Origin of the sequence: Xylanimonas sp. McL0601, assembly GCF_049852175.1 — a bacterium.
Lineage (GTDB): Bacteria > Actinomycetota > Actinomycetes > Actinomycetales > Cellulomonadaceae > Xylanimonas.
The window spans coordinates 3,788,631-3,806,909 of record NZ_CP187527.1; the positions used below are offsets into that span (position 1 = coordinate 3,788,631).

Consider the following 18,279-nt stretch of genomic DNA (forward strand, 5'->3'; position numbering starts at 1 on the left):
CTCGCCAGGTCTACACTCGCCAGCGCGGCACCGCGACGGCGCGTCGCCGCTCGCAACGACGCTGGAGGTTCTCCGTTGACCACGCCCACCCCCGAGGCCGGAGGCCTCGAGAACCTGCTGCACGAGACGCGGTCGTTCCCGCCCGCGCCGGCCTTCGCTGCACAGGCCAATGCGCAGGCCGACCTGTACGACGCCGCATCCGCCGACCGCCTGACCTTCTGGGCGGACCAGGCTCGCGAGCTCGTCTCCTGGCGCACCCCCTTCACCCAGACCCTCGACTGGTCCGACGCGCCCGTCGCGCGCTGGTTCGCCGACGGGACCCTCAATGCCGCCTACAACGCTGTGGACCGGCACGTCGCGGCGGGGCGCGGTGACCGCGTCGCCCTCCACTTCGAGGGCGAGCCCGGCGACACCCGCACCGTCACCTATGCCGACCTGCAGCGCGACGTCGCGCGCGCGGCCAACGCGCTCGCCGCGCTCGGCGTGCGCAAGGGCGACCGCGTCGTCATCTACCTGCCGATGCTGGTGGAGTCCGTCGTCGCGATGCTCGCGTGCGCGCGCATCGGCGCCCCGCACTCCGTCGTGTTCGGCGGCTTCTCCGCCGACGCCCTGCGCAGCCGCATCGCCGACGCCGAGGCGACGCTGGTCATCACGGCCGACGGCGGCTACCGCCGCGGCGCGCCCTCCGCGCTCAAGCCGGCCGTCGACGAGGCGCTCGCCGGCGAGGGCACCTCGACCGTCAAGCACGTCCTCGTCGTCCGCCGCACCGGCCAGGAGACCGCCTGGACCGCGGGCCGCGACATCTGGTGGGACGACGCGCTCGAGTCCGCCGACACGTACCACCAGCCCGTGTGGGTCGAGGCCGAGCACCCGCTCTTCATCCTCTACACCTCGGGGACCACCGGGAAGCCCAAGGGCATCCTCCACACCACCGGCGGGTACCTCACCCAGGCCGCGTACACGCACAAGAACGTGTTCGACCTCAAGGACGACGACGTCTACTGGTGCACCGCCGACATCGGCTGGGTCACGGGCCACTCGTACGTCGTCTACGGCCCGCTGACCAACGGCGCGACGCAGGTCATCTACGAGGGCACCCCGGACACCCCGCACCGCGGGCGCTGGTGGGAGCTCGTGGAGAAGTACCAGGTCTCCATCCTCTACACCGCGCCGACGGCCATCCGCACCTGCATGAAGTGGGGCGAGGACATCCCGTCGCAGTACGACCTGTCCTCGCTGCGGGTGCTCGGCTCGGTGGGCGAGCCCATCAACCCGGAGGCGTGGATGTGGTACCGCCGCGTCATCGGCGGCGACACCACGCCCATCGTCGACACCTGGTGGCAGACGGAGACGGGCGCCATCATGATCAGCCCGCTCCCGGGCGTCACCGCGGCCAAGCCGGGCTCCGCGCAGGTGGCGCTGCCGGGCATCAGCGCCGACGTCGTCGACGACGAGGCGCACCCCGTCGCCAACGGCGGCGGCGGGTACCTGGTGCTCACCGAGCCGTGGCCGTCGATGCTGCGCGGCATCTGGGGCGACCGGCAGCGCTACGAGGACACGTACTGGTCGCGGTTCAAGGGCCTCTACTTCGCGGGCGACGGCGCCAAGAAGGACGAGGACGGCGACATCTGGCTGCTGGGCCGCGTCGACGACGTCATGAACGTCTCGGGCCACCGCCTGTCGACCACCGAGATCGAGTCGGCGCTCGTGTCGCACGACATCGTCGCCGAGGCCGCGGTCGTGGGCGCCGCGGACGACATGACGGGGCAGGCCGTCGTGGCCTTCGTGATCCTGCGCGGCGAGCACGCGGACCGCGCGTCGACGGCGGAGGGCGCGGCGGCCGTGCAGACGGAGCTACGCAACCACGTGGCGAAGGAGATCGGCCCGATCGCGAAGCCGAAGCGGATCCTCGTGGTGCCGGAGCTGCCGAAGACGCGCTCGGGCAAGATCATGCGGCGCCTGCTGCGGGACGTCGCGGAGAACCGTCAGGTAGGCGACGCGACGACGCTCGCGGACAGCTCGGTCATGGACCTGATCTCGGCCGGCCTGAGCGCGCGCACGGCGGCCTCGGACGACTGACAGAGAGGGAGCCCGCGTGGTGGAGAGCGTTGGGGGAGGTCGGGGCTCTCTACCTCGCGGGCTTCCCTCTCTCTCTCGGCGATGATGGAGGCGTGCGCATGGGTACCCCGCTCTCCATCGGACCGCTCTCTCCCGCCGACCAGGCCGGGGTCCGGGCGCTCGCCGACGCCGCGACCTCGGCCGACGGCGTCGCCCCGCTCTCCGAGCAGCCGCTCCTGCGGCTCGCGGCCGACGAACCCTGGCTCACGCACGCCGTCGCGCACAACAAGGCGGGCGCGGTGATCGGCTACGTCCAGGTCGACCGCGGAGGCGACGTCGCCTCCGCCGAGCTCGCCGTGCATCCCGAGCACCGGCACCACGGCGTCGGGCGGCTCCTGCTCCGCACCGCCGAGCGCGACGCGCGCCTGCCCCAGTTCGGCGGCACCCCGGGCCAGCGCGGCAAGGCGCTGCGGGTGTGGGCCCACGGGGACCTCGCGCCGGCGCGCGCCTTCGCGGCGGCGGCGGGCTACGCCGTCGTGCGCGAGCTGCTGTTCCTCACCAAGCCCCTGGACCCGGTGGCCGCGCCAGCCCCGGGGGGACCCGCCGACGGCTACACGGTCCGCACGTTCGTGCCCGGCCAGGACGACGATGCCTGGGTCGCGCTCAACGCGCGCGCGTTCGCCACCCATCCCGAGCAGGGCCGCCTCACCGTCGCCGACCTGCACGACCGGATGGCCGAGCCGTGGTTCGACCCGGCGGGCTTCTTCCTGCTGGAGGCGCCCGACGGCACCCTCGCGGGGTCGATGTGGACCAAGGTCGAGGGCGGCGACGGCGAGATCTACGCGGTCGGGGTGGACCCCGACCACCGGGGCCGCGGGCTGGGCGCCGCGCTGACCGACGTCGGGCTCGCGCACCTCGCGGGCAGGGCCCGCCGTGCGGTGCTCTACGTCGACGGGGACAATGCCGCGGCGGTCGCGATCTACGAGAAGGCGGGCTTCGAACGGAGCGCGGTCGACGTGCAGTACGGCCGCCCGAACGATGCCATGATCTAGTTTCATGAGCACCTCAGAGCTGCGGGCCCGGGACGAGCGCGGACGTTTCTCCCGCACGATCGACCCCGAGCTCGCGGCGCACATCGCCGAGCACATCGCGGAGGACGTCGGCTCCGACGTCGACCACATGCCGTCGCTCGACGAGCTCGCGCCCCTGCCCGAGGACCGGTTCGCGGACCGCGAGCTGAGCTGGCTCGCCTTCAACGAGCGCGTGCTGGAGCTGGCGGAGGACCAGGACCTCCCGCTGCTGGAGCGGCTGCGGTACCTGGCGATCTTCGCCTCGAACCTCGACGAGTTCTTCATGGTCCGGGTCGCCGGCCTCAAGCGACGCATCGCGATCGGCATCGCGGTGACGGCGGCGTCGGGCCACTCGCCGTTCGAGGTGCTCGACGGCATCGACGCCAGCGCGCACCGCCTCATGTCCCGCCACGCGCGGTTGTTCGCCGATGACGTCCAGCCGGCGCTGGCGGCCGAAGGCATCACGATCGTCCACTGGGACGACCTCGAGACGCGCGAGCAGGACCGCCTGCACAAGTTCTTCCGCAAGCAGATCTTCCCGGTGCTCACGCCCCTGGCCGTCGACCCGGCGCACCCGTTCCCGTACATCTCCGGGCTCTCGCTCAACCTGGCCGTGGTGGTGCGCAACCCGCTCACGGCAAAGGAGCACTTCGCGCGCGTCAAGGTGCCGCCGCTGCTCCCCCGCTTCATCGCGGTGGACGAGCGGGGCCGCCCCAGCGACCCGACGTCCGGCGGTGCCGCCCAGCGCCCGACGTCGTTCGTGCCGCTGGAGGAGGTCATCGCGCAGCATCTCGACCACCTGTTCCCCGGCATGGACGTCGTCGAGTCGCACACGTTCCGCGTGACGCGCAACGAGGACGTCGAGGTCGAGGAGGACGACGCCGAGAACCTGCTCAAGGCCATGGAGAAGGAGCTCCTGCGCCGGCGGTTCGGCCCGCCGGTCCGGCTCGAGCTGGCGGAGGGCATCAGCCCCCGCATCCGCGAGCTGCTGGTGCGCGAGCTCGGCGTCTCCGAGAACGAGGTCTACGAGCTGCGCGCGCCGCTCGACCTGACCGGCCTCAACGTCATCGCCGACGTCGAGCGCCCGGCGCTCCACTTTCCGTCGTTCGTGCCGACGACGCACCGGCAGCTCGCCGAGGTCGAGTCGGCCACGGCGACCAACGTCTTCGAGGCGATCAAGCGCCGCGACGTGCTGCTGCACCACCCGTACGACTCCTTCTCGACGTCGGTGCAGACGTTCCTCGAGCAGGCGGCGGCGGACCCGAAGGTGCTGGCGATCAAGCAGACGCTGTACCGGACGTCGGGCGACTCCCCCATCGTCGACGCCCTGATCGACGCTGCGGACGCCGGCAAGCAGGTCCTCGCGCTGGTCGAGATCAAGGCCCGCTTCGACGAGGAGGCCAACATCTCCTGGGCGCGCAAGCTCGAGGAGGCGGGCGTCCACGTCGTCTACGGCATCGTGGGCCTCAAGACGCACGCCAAGCTCTCGCTGGTGGTGCGGCAGGAGTCCGACGGGCTGCGCCGCTACTGCCACGTCGGGACCGGGAACTACCACCCGAAGACGGCACGGCTCTACACGGACCACGGCCTGCTGACGTGCGACCCGGACGTCGGGCAGGACCTGACCCGCCTGTTCAACCAGCTCTCGGGCTACGCGCCGCAGTCGAGGTTCCACCGGCTGCTGGTCGCGCCCCGCAGCGTGCGCGCCGGCCTGATCGAGCGCATCGACCGCGAGGCCGAGGCGGCGCGGCAGGGCAAGGAGGCCTGGGTCAGGTTCAAGGTCAACTCGGCCGTCGACGAGGCGACGATCGACGCGCTCTACCGCGCCTCGCAGGCCGGCGTGCAGGTGGATCTCGTGGTGCGCGGCATCTGCGCGCTGCGGCCGGGCGTGCCGGGGCTGAGCGACAACATCCGGGTGCGCTCGATCCTCGGGCGGTTCCTCGAGCACTCGCGCATCTTCGCGTTCGCCAACTCGGCGGGCCCCGCGATCGGCGAGGGCCCCGAGTCGGGGCCCGAGGTGTTCATCGGCTCGGCGGACCTCATGCACCGCAACCTGGACCGCCGCGTCGAGGCGCTGGTGCGCATCACCGACGAGGGCCACGTCGCGGAGCTGCTCGACCTGCTCGAGGTCTCGGCCGCGGACGCGACGGCCTCGTGGCACCTGGGCCCCGACGGCACCTGGACGCGTCACCACAAGGACGCTGACGGCAAGCCGCTGGCCGACCTCCAGGCCGTGCTGGTGCGGCGTCACCGGCGCCGGAGGGAGCCGGCCCGGTGACGGCCCGTGTCCCGGCCGTCCGCACCGCGGGCGGCCTCGTGTGGCGCGTGCGCGACGGGAAGCTTCAGGTCCAGCTGGTCCACCGGCCGCGGTACGACGACTGGTCGTGGCCCAAGGGCAAGCTCGATGCCGGCGAGTCGCTCCACGCGGCCGCCGTCCGCGAGATCGCGGAGGAGACGGCCAAGCCCGTCGTGCTCGGCGTGCCGCTGCCGAGCATGCGCTACCGCATGCCCGACGGCCGCTGGAAGACCGTGTCCTACTGGGCGTCCCGCCGCGTGAAGTCCGACGGGGACACTCAGGCCCACAGCGCCCGTCCCATCGTGCCGCCCGCGTCCAAGGAGGAGATCGACAGGGTCCGCTGGCTCGACGTCGAGGAGGCGTCCGCCCGGCTGACCCGGCGCACGGACCGCAAGCCGCTCGTCGCGCTCGTCGCAGAGTTCGAGCAGGGCCGGCTCGCGACGCACGCGGTGGTCATCGCCCGGCACGGCCGCGCCCTGGCCCGCACGTCCTGGTTCGGCGAGGAGCAGGACCGCCCGCTGACGCCGATCGGGCACGCCCACGCGGCGGCGCTCGTGCCGGTGCTGTCCGCGTACGGCGTGAGCCGCGTGGTCAGCTCTCGCTGGGAGCGCTGCGCGGCAACCGTGGCCCCGTACGTGCGGGCCGCGCACCTGCGCCCGTGGTACAGCGAGCACCTCACCGAGACCCACCACGAGCAGTCGCCGGCCCGCGTCGCGCGGACGGTGCGGCAGCTGCTCGAGGCGCAGACGTCGGCGGTCCTGTGCACGCACCGGCCCGTGCTGCCGACGGTGCTCGACGTGCTGGGGCAGCACTCACGCCGCGCGGTCGCTGACCTGCTGCCGTCCGAGGACCCGTTCCTGGAGCCCGGCGAGCTGCTCGTGGCGCACGTGGCGACGACGCCGCGCGGGCCGCGCGTGGTGGCCGTCGAGCACGTGGTGCCGCCGCTCAGCTGAGAGCGGTGCTCACCAGGCGGTGATGAGCCACGTGGCCAGCGCGGACACGGCGGCGGCGGCCGGGATCGTGAGCAGCCAGGCGATGGCGATGTTCTTCGCCACGCCCCAGCGCACCGCCGAGATCCGCCGCGTGGCGCCGACGCCCATGATGGCCGAGGTGATGGTGTGCGTCGTCGAGACGGGGGCGTGCAGCAGGAACGCGTTGGCGTAGAGCACGACGGCGGAGACGGACTCTGCGACGAACCCGCGCGCCGGGTCGAGCTCGATGATGCGGCGGCCGAGCGTGCGCATGATGCGCCACCCGCCGGAGTACGTGCCCAGCGAGATCGCGGTGGCCGCGGCGAGCTTGACCCAGAGCGGGATGCCCTGGTCGGGGTCGGCCCAGCCGACGGCGAGGAGCGCGAGGTAGATCACGCCCATGGTCTTCTGCGCGTCCTGCAGGCCGTGGCCCAGGGCCATCGCCGCCGCCGACGCCGTCTGCGCGAGGCGGAACCGCCGGTGGGTGCGCGCGGGAGCGGCGTTCCGGAACAGCCACAGCAGCCCGATCATCACGGCGAACGCCAGGGCGAAGCCCAGTACGGGCGAGATCACCATCGGCAGCACGACCTTGTTGACGATCGCGCCCCAGAAGATCGGCAGCCCGCCGGCCATGCCGGCCCCCACCAGGCCACCGATGAGCGAGTGCGTCGACGACGACGGCAGGCCGAGCCACCATGTGATGAGGTTCCACGCGATCGCACCGAGCAGCGCGCACAGCACCACCGTCAGCTCGGTGGTGTTGGAGGAGTGGCCGAGGTCGACGATCGACCGTGCGATCGTCTCGGCCACGGCGGTGCCCAGCAGGGCACCGGCGAAGTTCATGACGGCCGCCATCGCGAGCGCGACGCGAGGGGTCAGCGCGCGCGTGGAGACCGAGGTCGCGATGGCGTTCGCGGCGTCGTGGAAGCCGTTGGTGTAGTCGAAGCCGAGGGCGAGCGCCACCACCAGGACGACGAGGGCAGCCTCCACGGCTCAGGACTCCTTGAGCGCGATGGTCTCGACCATGGTGGCGACACGCTCGAACCCGTCGCAGGCGTCCTCGAGGACGTCGACGATCTCCTTGAGCTTGATCAGCGTGATCGCATCGGTGGTGTCGTCGAAGAGCTGGGCGACCAGCTTGCGGTGCAGGCGGTCGGCCTGGTTCTCGAGGCGGTGGATCTCCGTCCAGTACTCGCGGAGCTCTTCCATCGTCCGCAGGCGAGGCATGGCCTCGGCGGTGAGCTCGGCGCAGCGCTGCAGCACCTGGACCACCTCGGAGACGCGCGGCGGGAGCTCCTCGACCTTGTACAGGACGATGAGGTCGCAGGCCTCCTCCATCGCGTCCATGACGTCGTCGAGGGCGTTCGCGAGCCCGTAGATGTCGTCGCGGTCGAACGGCGTGACGAAGGTCTGGTTGAGCCGCTTCGTGATCGCGTGGGCGACGTCGTCGGCGTGGTGCTCGGCCTGGACAAACCGTGCGGCGATCTCCTCGCGCCCGGCCTTGTCGGCACCCAGCAGCTCGGCGAGCAGCCCGGTCCCGATCACGACGTGTGCGGCCAGCCCGGTGAAGAGGTCGAAATAGGTGGTGTCGCGCGGGGTCAGACGCAGGCGCACGTCAGGTCTCCAGTCGGAGCGAGATGAAGCGGGGGCGAACACAGGGTAGACGCCCGGTGTCCTCTCGTACCAAACGTGTGCCGCCCTGGCACCGGACGTCGCTCGTGCGGCATGGCAGCGCACCGGGAGGGGAGGGAAGAAGTGCGACGCCGGACCGGGAGCGCCTCTCGGCGCGTGGCCGCTCGAAGCGGCTGAAGATGGAGCCCGGGGCTACCGCGGCCCGACGTCGCGCGGTCAGTCTAGTCCAGCGCGTCCGCGCGCCAGCACCCGGCTGCCTGCTCGAGCTCCTCGGCCGTCCGGAGCAGTCCGGCCGCGCCGCGCGTCATGCGGTCGGCGCCTGCGGGATCGGCCGCCTCCCGGGCGTCGGCGTCGAACGCGGCGCCCGTGGCGAGGATGCGGCAGAACGCGGCGGCCCGCTCGAGCGCGACGGCGAGGTCGCCCGCGTAGACGCCGGAGAGGACGGCGTCGGCGAGCGCCCGCAGGTCCTCGGGCTCGGGCGGGCGCGGGACGCCGGCGACGGCCTCCTGCACGGGCGCGACCCCGACGCCGAGGCGGTAGCGCAGGCCCACGGTCTGCGGGTCGCGGCGCACCCACTCGCGCAGCACGTACAGCCGCCAGAGCGCTCCGGGAAGCGTGACGGGTGCGGCGTCGGCCCACAGCGCGGCGACGGCGTCGAGCCCTTCCGTCTCGACGAGCCGTACCAGGCGCTCGACGAGGGCGGGGTCCTCGGCGGCCCGCGCTCGGTGCACGACGGCGCGGGCCGTGGTGTGCGCGACCTCGTTGCGCAGGGCTGGGTCGGACGCGCCCACGAGGTCCTCGGCGTCGCGAGGGTCGAGCCGGGCGGGGCGGCGGAAGCGGGCTTCGCTCATGGCACCAGTGTCTACCTCCCCACAGTTGCGCCCTTCATAGTTGCTTGCTGCAAGCACCTGGCATACAGTTGCGTGCAGCAACTAAGGAGTATCCGAGATGACCATCGCATCGCCGCATCCGGTCACGCCGTCGAACCGCGCCCGCGCCTCTGCCGAGGACCTCTACTCCGCCCTGGAGGAGCTGTCCCGTGCCCAGCGAGAGGCGGGCGTGCACATGGCGCGCCGGCTCGACTGGCCCCGCGCCGGTATCGGCGTCGTCCGCCTGCTGTCGCTGTGCGGGCCGGTCCAGCTGACCGACGTCGCCGCCAAGCTGCGCGTCGACGTCTCGGTCGCGAGCCGGCAGGTCAGCCAGCTCGTCGACGCCGGCTACGTGCGCCGCACCGTCGACGCCGACGACAGGCGGGTCCGCGTCCTGGAGCTCACCGAGCAGGGCGAGGTGCTGATCGAGACCATGTCCGCACAGTTCGCGGACCTCCTCGGGGCGATCTTCGTCGGCTGGTCGACGTCGGATCTCTCAGACGCCGCGGACCAGATCCGGCGCGTCGCCGAGGCGATCACGACGGCACACGACGTGCTCCTCGACTCCCACTACGAAGCCGTTCCTGAAGCCACTCACGAAGAAGGCAAATAGCTGATGTCATCCATTACCTCCGACCCGGTCGCGAAGCCGGCGATGACCCACCGGGAGGTCCTCGAGGCGCTCTCGGGGATCCTCCTGGGCATGTTCGTCGCGCTGCTCGCGGCGACCATCACGTCGTCGTCGATGCCGCGCATCGTCGCCGACCTCGGTGGCTCGCAGAGCTCCTACACCTGGGTGGTCACCGCCACGCTGCTCGCCCAGACGGTCTCGACGCCGCTGTGGGGCAAGTTCGCCGACCTTTTCGGCCGCAAGACCCTCGTCCAGATCGCGCTGACCATCACCGTGATGTCCGCGGCGGCCGCCGGCTTCTCGCAGAACATCGGCACGCTCATCGCATGCCGCGCCGTCCAGGGCCTGGGCGCGGGCGGTCTGATGGCACTCGCCACGGTGCTCGTCGCCGACATCGTCTCGCCGCGTGAGCGCGGCCGGTACATGGGCCTCATGGGCGGCGTCATGGCCGTGTCCCAGGTGGGTGGCCCGCTGCTCGGTGGTGTCATCACCGACTCGTCGCTCGGCTGGCGCTGGAACTTCTTCGTCGGCATCCCGTTCGCCGTCGCCGCGATCTTCGTCCTGCAGAAGACGCTGCACCTGCCGGCTCGTCCCAAGAAGGTCGCCCGCATCGACTACTGGGGCGCGGCCCTCATCTCCGTGGGCGTGTCGCTGCTGCTGCTCTGGGTGACGTTCGCGGGCAACAAGTTCGACTGGGCCTCGTGGCAGACCGCCGCGATGGTCGGGGGCGCCGTCGTCAGCCTCGTCGCCGCGGTGCTCGTGGAGCGCGTCGTCGCCGAGCCGATCATCCCGCTGCACCTGTTCAAGAACCGCACGTTCGTCCTCGCGGTGATCGCCTCGGTCTCCGTGGGCGTCGCGATGTTCGGTACCGCCGTGTTCCTGTCGCAGTACCTGCAGCTCTCGCGCGGCAAGACGCCGACCGAGTCCGGTCTGCTCACCATCCCGATGGTCGTCGGCACGATGCTCGCCGGCGTGGTGCTCGGCCGGATCATCAGCAAGACGGGCCGCTACAAGGCCATCATGGTCGGTGGCGGCGTCGTGCTCATCCTCGCGCTGCTGGGCATGAGCACCATCGACGCGCACACCAGCTTCTGGCTGATCGGCATCTACCTGTTCGGACTCGGCCTCTCGGTGGGCGCGCTCATGCAGAACCTCGTGCTCGCCGTGCAGAACACCCTGTCGGTGCACGAGATGGGCTCGGGCACCTCGACCGTCGCGTTCTTCCGCTCGCTGGGCGGTGCGGTCGGCGTGTCGGCGCTGGGCGCGGTCCTGGCCAGCCAGGTCAAGAACGACCTCCTGACCGGCCTCGCGACCCTCGGCGTCCCCGCCAGCTCGCTGGGCGGCAGCTCGTCGGCCGTCCCGGAACTGTCAAAGCTCCCGGTCCCGATCCGCACGATCTTCGAGAACGCGTATGCCGACGGCATCTCCAAGATCTTCCTGATCGCCGTGCCGATGGCCGTCATCGCACTGGTCGCCACGCTGTTCCTCAAGGAGATCCCGCTCGGCAAGCGCTCCGGCATCGAGAAGATGCTCGAGGAGGAGTCGACCACCGAGCGTGCGCAGGTCACGGCCGCCGCGGAGGCCGACACCGTGGGCGAGGAGCTCGCAGCCGGCCACGCCCGCTGAGACCCACCCCACCGGCAGACGACGCCGGGGCGCCCCGCACGGGACGTCCCGGCGTCGTCGTCCCTGGCCTGTCGGCTGCCGACATGCCTGACCAGGCGCCATGATGGGCGCATGACGCAAGCTGCCACCCTGCCGGACCCCGAGCGCGACCCGTTCGGCGCTCTCGAGCGTGAGATACGCGTCCTGGTGCGCCGTGCCGCGTCGACGGCGGCGCAGACCGCGCTGCGCGTGCACCCCGAGCTCGAGGCGAGCGCCTACCCGCTGCTCGCCCACATCCACATGCACCCCGGCACGCGCGCCTCCGACCTGGCGGCGCACTTCGGCGTCGGGCGCGCCACCGTGTCGCGGCAGCTCTCCAGGCTCGCCGACCTCGGCCTCATCCACCGTGAGGTGGACCCGGACGACACGCGCGGACAGCTCATCACGCTCACGCCCGACGGCGAGGCGCGCTTCGGTGCCGCGCGCGACGGGCGCGTCGACGCCTTCCGGCACGCGCTCGCCGAGTGGGACGAGCAGGACGTCGCGACGCTCGCGGTGCTGCTCCGCCGCTACTCGGACGACTGGGTGCGCTGGCGCGACAGCCACGACCGCTGAGCCTCGGTCGCCAGCACGGCTGAGGCTCAGCCCGGCCGACTAGCCCCCGACCGCCTCGAAGCTCAGGCTGATCGAGTTCATGCAGTAGCGGTCGCCCGTCGGGGTCTGGGGCGCGTCGTCGAACACGTGGCCCAGGTGGGAACCGCACTTGGCGCAGCGCACCTCGGTGCGGACCATGCCGTGGCTGCGGTCCTCGATGAGCTCCACGCGGTCGCCCGCGAGCGGGCTGTAGAAGCTGGGCCACCCGCAGTGGGAGTCGAACTTGCTCTCCGAGCGGAAGAGCTCGTTGCCGCACGCTCGACAGCGGTAGACGCCGATCCTCTTCTCGTCGAGAAGCTCACCGGTCCAGGCACGCTCGGTCGCGGCCAGGCGCAGCACGGCGAACTCGTTCGGGTCGAGCTCGGCCCTCCACTGCTCGTCGGTCTTGGTCACCTCGTACTGGTTGGTCATGTGACACCTCCGCGAGCGTGAACAACGGACGCGGGTTAGTTGGTCCCGCCCCTGCCGGCGGTGCCTGCAGTGGCGGGGCCGCGACCCCGTGCGCCGCCGCGCCGACGACGGCGCCGCTGGTCGCCCGACGGCGTCGCGTCCGCGGTCTGCGGCGTGCGGGCCTGCTGGGGCCGCGCCTGCGCCGCCTGCGTCTGCTCGGTGCGAGCCCGCTGCGGTGCGGGCGTCTGCTGGGGACGGGTCCCCTGCGCACGGCCGGCCGTCCCACGAGTGCCCTGCCCACGGCCGGACTCGGCACGAGCCTGCTGGGTCTGGGTGGACTGCGCGCGAGCCTGCTGCCGGATCTCCGGAGTGATGACGGGCGCCGCCACCTCCCCGACGAGCGCGGAGACGACCCGGTCCCCCGGGACCACGGGCTGGGGCTTCGCCGTGATCTTCGCCTTGCGCGTCAGGTCGGCCACGTCCGCGCGTTCCTCGGGCAGCATGATCGTGACGACGTCGCCGCCCGAGCCGGCGCGGGCCGTACGGCCGGAGCGGTGCAGGTAGGCCTTGTGCTCGGCCGGCGGGTCCACGTGCACCACGAGCTCGACGTCGTCGACATGGATGCCGCGCGCCGCGATGTCGGTGGCGACCAGCACCTTGACCTCGCCGGACGTGAATGCCGCGAGGTTGCGCTCGCGCGCGCCCTGGCCCAGGTTCCCGTGCAGGTCGACGGCGGGGACACCGGCCGTCGTCAGCTGCTTCGCGAGCTTCTTGGCGTGGTGCTTGGTGCGGGTGAACAGCACGCGCCGGCCGGTGCCGGCTGCGAGCTGGTGCACGACCTGGCGCTTGGCGTCGGCGTCCGCCACCGCGAGCACGTGGTGGGTCATCAGCGGCGGCGGGGCGGCAGCCTCGTCGACCGAGTGCGTGATCGGCTGGTGCAGGTATCGCTTGACCAGCACGTCGACGCCGTTGTCCAGCGTCGCCGAGAAGAGCAGGCGCTGCCCGCGCTCCGGCGTCCGGTCGAGGATGCGCTTCACCACCGGGAGGAACCCGAGGTCGGCCATGTGGTCGGCCTCGTCGAGCACGGTGACCTCGACGCCGTCGAGCGTGAGGACCTTCTGGTTCAGCAGGTCCTCGAGGCGGCCCGGGCAGGCGACGAGGATGTCGACGCCGGCGTCGAGCGCCGCAACCTGGCGCGACTGGGCGACGCCGCCGAACACCGTCGTCGTGCGCAGGCCGAGCACCGCGGCGAGCGGCGCAGTCGTGGCGTCGATCTGCAGCGCGAGCTCACGCGTGGGGGCGAGGATCAGCGCGCGCGGGCGGCGGGGCGTGCGACGCCCCCCGGAAAGGCGGGTGACCACCGGCAGCGCGAACGCGACGGTCTTGCCGGAGCCGGTGCGGCCGCGGCCGAGCACGTCCTTGCCGGCGAGCGAGTCGGGCAGCGAGGCCGCCTGGATGGGGAACGGAGAGGTGATGCCGCGCTCCGCGAGCACGGACACGACGGAATTGGGCAGACCGAGGTCGGAGAAGTTCATGGTGCCTTTCGGGGGCGTGGTTCGCCGCGCACGATCCGGGGGCGATCACCACGACGTCGGCACCGCGTGGTCACGGCGCTCGAGACCCCCAGTCTCCCACGACCCCGGCCCATCGAGGAAACGGGCCGGTGTGGTTGGCTGTCAGCCGTGAGTCTCGACGACGTCAGCGACGTGCTCGGCCGCATCTGGCAGGCGGCGACAACGCCCGTTCCCGCACCCGCCCAGGCGGTCGTGCTGGCCTCCGGGCTGGTGGCGCTCGCCGTCGTGCTCGTGGGGCCGGTATGGCGGACGGCGCGGCACGTGATCACCATCGCGCACGAGGGCGCGCACGGGCTCGTGGCCACGCTCACCGGGCGGCGCCTCGACGGGATCCGCCTGCACTCCGACACCTCCGGCCTGACCATCTCGGCGGGGCGTCCGCGCGGTTTCGGGATGATCGCGACGACCTTCGCCGGGTACGTCGGGCCCGGGCTCGTGGGGCTCGGGGCGGCGTGGCTGCTGCGCGAGGGCTACGCCGTCGGGCTGCTGTGGCTGCTCGTCGTGCTGCTCGCGCTGCTGCTGCTGAAGATCCGCAACCTCTTCGGGCTATGGTCGGTGCTCGTGGCCGGCGTCGGGCTGGTGCTCGTGTCCTGGTTCCTCGACCAGCCTGCGCAGGCCGCGGTCGCCTACGCGGTGACGTGGTTCCTGCTGCTCGGGTCCGTGCGTCCCGTGCTGGAGCTGCAGTCCCAGCGGTTCCGGCGAGCCGCGCGGCAGTCCGACGCGGACCAGCTCGCGCGGCTCACCGGCCTGCCGGGGCTGTTCTGGGTGTTCGTGTTCCTCGTGGTGACCGTGGGCGCCCTGGTGCTCGGGGCGTCCTGGATCGTGGGGCCGGTCAACGTGTGACCCAGGCGCGAGCAGCCCGTGCACGAGGCAGCGCTGCAGCGGAGCGGCCGTGCGCTCTGGAGTCGCCGTTGCTGCCCGTCAGGTCCGCCTGGGATCCTGGGGGTTGACGGACTGGGTAGCGGTGGCGAGGGAGCGACGGATGGCGCAGCAGTACGACGAGATCAGCGACCGGCTGGCCGAGTTCATCGGGAAGCAGCATCTCTTCTTCGTCGCGACGGCGGCGCGGGACGGGCGCGTCAACGTCTCGCCCAAGGGACTGGACTCGCTGCGGGTGCTCGGGCCGCAGCGCGTCGTGTGGCTCAACGGCACGGGCAGCGGCAACGAGACCGCCGCGCACCTGCGCGAGGTCAACCGGATGACGCTGATGTTCTGCTCATTCGAACGGCAGCCCTTGATCCTGCGGCTGTACGGCACTGCGACCGAGGTGCAGCCCGACCAGCCCGAGTGGGACTCGCTCGCCGGGCTCTTCCCGCCCATGACTGGCGCGCGGCAGGTCTACGACGTCTCCGTCGACCTGGTCCAGACCTCGTGCGGGTACGGCGTGCCGTTCATGGAGTTCGCCGGCGAACGGCCGCTCATGGAGCAGTGGGCCGACAAGAAGGGGCCGGACGGGCTCGAGGTCTACCAGCGCGAGAAGAACGTCCGGAGCATCGACGGGTTCCCGACCGGGCTGCGGGTCTGAGAACGACGACGGCCGCCGCCCGATGGGCAGCGGCCGTCGCCGAGGTACGGAGCCTCAGCCCTGCGGCGTGAGGACGAAGCCCGGGCCCTGAGCGGCCGGGTCGGTGTCGAGGGTGAGGGCGTCCAGGGCGGGCGCGGCCTCCTTCTCGACGAACACGTGCGTCGCACCCGACTCATCGACGACCTGGTCGTCGGGCTGCGGGGCAGGCACGAGGGCCAGCTCGAAGTTGCCGGGCTGGCCGGCGGACTGGGCGATCCGAAGGCCGCCCTCGGTGGGAACGCCGGCCTGCTGAGCCAGGTCCTCGACTGCCGCTCGCGCGTTGTCTGTCACGTTGAGCACGCTGAGCTCCTCTCGTCGGTTCTTGCGGGCCTTTCCACCGAACCAAAGGTGGTCGCGAAAACGCAACGCTGAGACGCGATTGGGTGAGAATCTCCCGGATGGTGAGACCTCGCGTGACGGGGCTTGCACGGAGGGCGTAGGGTGCCCCGCCCTGGCCCGGTCGGGCATCGCTCAAGGCAGCCCGTCGGACGATCTGGGTCTGATGGTCGCAAATCGAACCCCACCGTTGTCCGCAGGTGCGGCGTCGCGGTTACGTTGGCGGAGATGACCGCGATCCCGCGTTCGTGCGAGCCTCTCGGGCCCGAGCTCTGGCTCCAGCCCGCGAGCGCCTGGACGAGCCTCGCGTTCGTGGTCGCCGGGGCGGCGATCGTCTGGGCGGCCCGTCACCCGGCGCCCGTGCGCGCCGACGACGCGGCGGCGGCCTCTGACGCTGCACGGCTACGGACGACCCTCGGGATCGTCACCGTGCTCATCGGCGGCGGGTCCGTGATCCAGCACGGGCCTGCGCCCTCCTGGAACCCCGTGGTGCACGACCCACCGCTCATGGCCGCCGTCTGCCTGGCGGGAGCCGATGCCGTCGCCGACCTCACGGGGCGCCGGCTGCGGCACTGGTGGTGGCTCGCTCCGACGGGACTCGTCGTGGTGCTGGCCGCGAGGGCGCCCGGCGCATCCTCGGCCGTCCAGGGGGTGGCGGCGGCGGTCGCCGTGGGGGCAACGCTCGTGCGGGCGTGGGGGCGGCCCGTCGTCCGCTCGCGACTTCTGGTCGTGGTCGGGCTCCTTGGCGCCGGCGGCGTGATCGGGAACCTCTCGGAGACGGGCGGGCCGTGGTGCGACCCCTCGAGCGCCTGGTTCCAGGCCGGGTGGTCCGGGCACGCCGTGTGGCACGCGCTCGCGGCGGTGGCGTTGTGGGTGCTCGCGCCGGCGCTCGGGACCCGCCGGGGCCGACTGCACCCTGCGTGACAGCTGTCCACAGGCGTTTGGAAGCCTGGGGGACGTTGCGGCTATCTTGTGCGCCTGCGCAGTCGCCGGACGACAAGGGGGAAGCCCGCATGGCTCGCACGCTTCTTCGACGCACCGCCGGCATCGTCGCCGTCGTCGGTGCGCTGAGCCTCGGGGGGTGTTCGTCCGACGGCGGTGGTTCCGTCGCGGAGCCGAGCAGCGCTGCGACCAGCGCGTCGCCCGCGCCCAGTCCCTCGGCCTCGCGGGTCGTCGTGAAGCCGGTGCGGCCGGCCGCGATGGACGACGACGGGCCGGCGGGGGCTGAGGCGGCCGCGAAGTACTTCCTGGAGCTCGACTCGTATATGCAGGCGAGCGGGGATACGAGCGAGTGGGAAGGAATGTCGCACGAGTCGTGCGAGTACTGCGCGAAGCGCCTCGATCAGGCCCGACAGATCGTTGCGAACGGCGACACCTTCGAAGGCGGCGAGGCCGCCGTTGAGGTTTTGCACACATACGCTCAAGACGGCACGACTGGTATCTGGCCGATCGACGTTAGGGTTCACGAGACTGCAACAAAGATCACGAGCGCGAGTGGTGAGGTCGCTTTCTCGAACGCGAAGAACGTTTACAGCGCGCGAATCGAACTCGGACGACAGCGTGACTCTTGGGTCATTGTCGAACTTGGAAATACCAAGCCGCAATGATCAGCAAGATCCTTACCGCGACCATCGGAACAGTGCTCGCAATGGGATCGCCGTCTGGTGGATACGAAGCGAACGTAGACGATGGCAGGAACGACGTAAACGTCTCTGCGAGCGGCGACTCTTGGGAATCCACCCCCACCGGCCGCCACGAGAAGTCCCCCGACCTCCCGCCCACGAAGTACCTCCGCGCCGACGACCTGTTCTGCGCGGTCGCCGACCTCGACTCCCTCGTCCCCTTGCAGGAGTACTCCCAGGGCGCCTGCGCCGACGGCAGCGTCAACCTGGCCGGCACCCTCACCTGCCCGCCTGACACGTACCAGCTGGCTCCGTTATGGATCCAGCGCCTCCAGCCGAACGGCACCTACGGCGCCCCAGAGCTGGTCTCCGGCGTCCAGTGCATCACCCCGGCCGATCTCGCCGCCGAGGCCGAGCGCGTCTTCACCACGATGCACGTCCCCACGCCGTCGGCGTCCCTCCAGACGGCGAGCACCACGCTGCTGGTCAACGCCTGGTACCCCGTCTACACGACCAGCGACCCTGTCACGCAGGTGGCGACCCTCCTGGACGTCCCGGTCGAGGTGCGCGCCGTCCCGTCGGAGTTCACGTGGGACTTCGACGACCCATTCTCCGACACCGGCTCGACCCTCACCACCGCCGATCCCGGCCGTCCCTGGTCGCCGGGCGAGGACGACGTCGACGACAGCTGGGTCGCGCACGCGTGGACCCGGCTCGGTGACCCTGACTCCGATGCCGGCCGCCGGGCGGGCACGCGCGAGTCGGACGCGGGCATCAGGTACCGCACGGACGTGACCGTGTCGCTGACCACCGCCTGGCACGGCCAGTTCCGCATCGCCGGCGCCCTGACCTGGACCGACATCCCCGGCCAGATCACCACCTCGAGCACCGCGGGCACCTTCACCGTCTCCGAGGCGCGCAGCCGCCTGTACTGCGACACCATCGGCGGCCCGAGCACCTGCTGATCGGTCCAGAGTCAGTCACGGAAGTCGCAGCGGACCAGATTT

At 71.8% G+C, this 18,279-nt stretch carries 18 protein-coding genes; 12 read left to right on the plus strand and 6 right to left on the minus strand.

The genetic code is table 11. The features are described from left to right. The first annotated feature begins 75 nt into the window (after positions 1-75). The 4 genes from acs (at position 76) to ACO4JP_RS17515 (ending at position 6,377) form a co-directional block, all read left to right on the plus strand. Positions 76-2,079 carry an acetate--CoA ligase gene (gene acs, locus ACO4JP_RS17500; protein ID WP_425955245.1) on the plus strand — a complete coding sequence of 668 codons (2,004 nt, stop codon included), beginning with the start codon at positions 76-78 and terminating at the stop codon, positions 2,077-2,079. A gap of 98 nt (positions 2,080-2,177) precedes the next feature. Continuing rightward, positions 2,178-3,110: a mycothiol synthase gene (gene mshD / locus ACO4JP_RS17505; protein WP_425955246.1), complete on the plus strand. Its 933-nt coding sequence runs from the start codon at positions 2,178-2,180 to the stop codon at positions 3,108-3,110. Positions 3,111-3,114: 4 nt separating this feature from the next. After that, a complete protein-coding gene (locus tag ACO4JP_RS17510; RefSeq protein ID WP_425955247.1) occupies positions 3,115-5,406 on the plus strand; it encodes an RNA degradosome polyphosphate kinase in 2,292 nt (763 codons plus the stop codon). Then, a complete protein-coding gene (locus ACO4JP_RS17515; protein WP_425955248.1) occupies positions 5,403-6,377 on the plus strand; it encodes an NUDIX hydrolase in 975 nt (324 codons plus the stop codon). The genes ACO4JP_RS17510 and ACO4JP_RS17515 overlap by 4 nt, the downstream gene beginning before the upstream one ends. A 9-nt stretch (positions 6,378-6,386) precedes the next feature. Here the strand turns inward: ACO4JP_RS17515 and ACO4JP_RS17520 are convergent, their stop codons facing one another. From ACO4JP_RS17520 to ACO4JP_RS17530, 3 genes are all read right to left on the minus strand, one after another. Further along, the gene (locus ACO4JP_RS17520) at positions 6,387-7,385 is read right to left on the minus strand and encodes an anion permease (protein ID WP_425955249.1); all 999 of its coding nucleotides are present in this window, start codon (positions 7,383-7,385) and stop codon (positions 6,387-6,389) included. Positions 7,386-7,388: 3 nt separating this feature from the next. Beyond that, positions 7,389-8,009: a DUF47 domain-containing protein gene (locus ACO4JP_RS17525; RefSeq protein ID WP_425955250.1), complete on the minus strand. Its 621-nt coding sequence runs from the start codon at positions 8,007-8,009 to the stop codon at positions 7,389-7,391. A gap of 239 nt (positions 8,010-8,248) precedes the next feature. Beyond that, entirely contained in the window at positions 8,249-8,878 is a 630-nt protein-coding gene (locus ACO4JP_RS17530; protein WP_425955251.1) for a hypothetical protein, read from the minus strand. 97 nt (positions 8,879-8,975) lie between these two features. Between ACO4JP_RS17530 and ACO4JP_RS17535 the strand changes: the two genes are divergently transcribed. From ACO4JP_RS17535 to ACO4JP_RS17545, 3 genes are all read left to right on the plus strand, one after another. Further along, a complete protein-coding gene (locus ACO4JP_RS17535; RefSeq protein ID WP_425955252.1) occupies positions 8,976-9,509 on the plus strand; it encodes a MarR family winged helix-turn-helix transcriptional regulator in 534 nt (177 codons plus the stop codon). 3 nt (positions 9,510-9,512) lie between these two features. After that, positions 9,513-11,153: an MDR family MFS transporter gene (locus tag ACO4JP_RS17540; protein ID WP_425955253.1), complete on the plus strand. Its 1,641-nt coding sequence runs from the start codon at positions 9,513-9,515 to the stop codon at positions 11,151-11,153. Between the two features lie 111 nt (positions 11,154-11,264). After that, a complete protein-coding gene (locus ACO4JP_RS17545; RefSeq protein ID WP_425955254.1) occupies positions 11,265-11,747 on the plus strand; it encodes a MarR family winged helix-turn-helix transcriptional regulator in 483 nt (160 codons plus the stop codon). Positions 11,748-11,786: 39 nt separating this feature from the next. Here the strand turns inward: ACO4JP_RS17545 and msrB are convergent, their stop codons facing one another. Together msrB and ACO4JP_RS17555 are read right to left on the minus strand one after the other, a co-directional pair. Continuing rightward, entirely contained in the window at positions 11,787-12,197 is a 411-nt protein-coding gene (gene msrB / locus ACO4JP_RS17550; RefSeq protein WP_425955255.1) for a peptide-methionine (R)-S-oxide reductase MsrB, read from the minus strand. A gap of 35 nt (positions 12,198-12,232) precedes the next feature. Next, entirely contained in the window at positions 12,233-13,711 is a 1,479-nt protein-coding gene (locus ACO4JP_RS17555; protein ID WP_425955256.1) for a DEAD/DEAH box helicase, read from the minus strand. A 138-nt stretch (positions 13,712-13,849) separates the two neighbouring features. Here ACO4JP_RS17555 and ACO4JP_RS17560 point away from each other — a divergent pair, with 138 nt between their 5' ends. Together ACO4JP_RS17560 and ACO4JP_RS17565 are read left to right on the plus strand one after the other, a co-directional pair. Then, positions 13,850-14,593, plus strand: a complete 744-nt coding sequence (locus ACO4JP_RS17560) for a M50 family metallopeptidase (protein ID WP_425957138.1) — start codon at positions 13,850-13,852, stop codon at positions 14,591-14,593. A 139-nt stretch (positions 14,594-14,732) separates the two neighbouring features. Continuing rightward, positions 14,733-15,275: a pyridoxamine 5'-phosphate oxidase family protein gene (locus ACO4JP_RS17565; protein ID WP_425955257.1), complete on the plus strand. Its 543-nt coding sequence runs from the start codon at positions 14,733-14,735 to the stop codon at positions 15,273-15,275. 54 nt (positions 15,276-15,329) lie between these two features. Here the strand turns inward: ACO4JP_RS17565 and ACO4JP_RS17570 are convergent, their stop codons facing one another. Continuing rightward, positions 15,330-15,614, minus strand: coding sequence for an iron-sulfur cluster biosynthesis family protein (locus ACO4JP_RS17570; RefSeq protein WP_425955258.1), 285 nt, complete (start codon positions 15,612-15,614; stop codon positions 15,330-15,332). 264 nt (positions 15,615-15,878) lie between these two features. Between ACO4JP_RS17570 and ACO4JP_RS17575 the strand changes: the two genes are divergently transcribed. The 3 genes from ACO4JP_RS17575 (at position 15,879) to ACO4JP_RS17585 (ending at position 18,237) form a co-directional block, all read left to right on the plus strand. Continuing rightward, complete coding sequence (locus ACO4JP_RS17575) at positions 15,879-16,574, plus strand: hypothetical protein (RefSeq protein WP_425955259.1); 696 nt, start codon at positions 15,879-15,881, stop codon at positions 16,572-16,574. Positions 16,575-16,663: 89 nt separating this feature from the next. Continuing rightward, complete coding sequence (locus tag ACO4JP_RS17580) at positions 16,664-17,257, plus strand: DUF6318 family protein (RefSeq protein ID WP_425955260.1); 594 nt, start codon at positions 16,664-16,666, stop codon at positions 17,255-17,257. Positions 17,258-17,298: 41 nt separating this feature from the next. Next, positions 17,299-18,237, plus strand: coding sequence for a hypothetical protein (locus ACO4JP_RS17585; protein WP_425955261.1), 939 nt, complete (start codon positions 17,299-17,301; stop codon positions 18,235-18,237). Positions 18,238-18,279 lie beyond the last annotated feature (42 nt).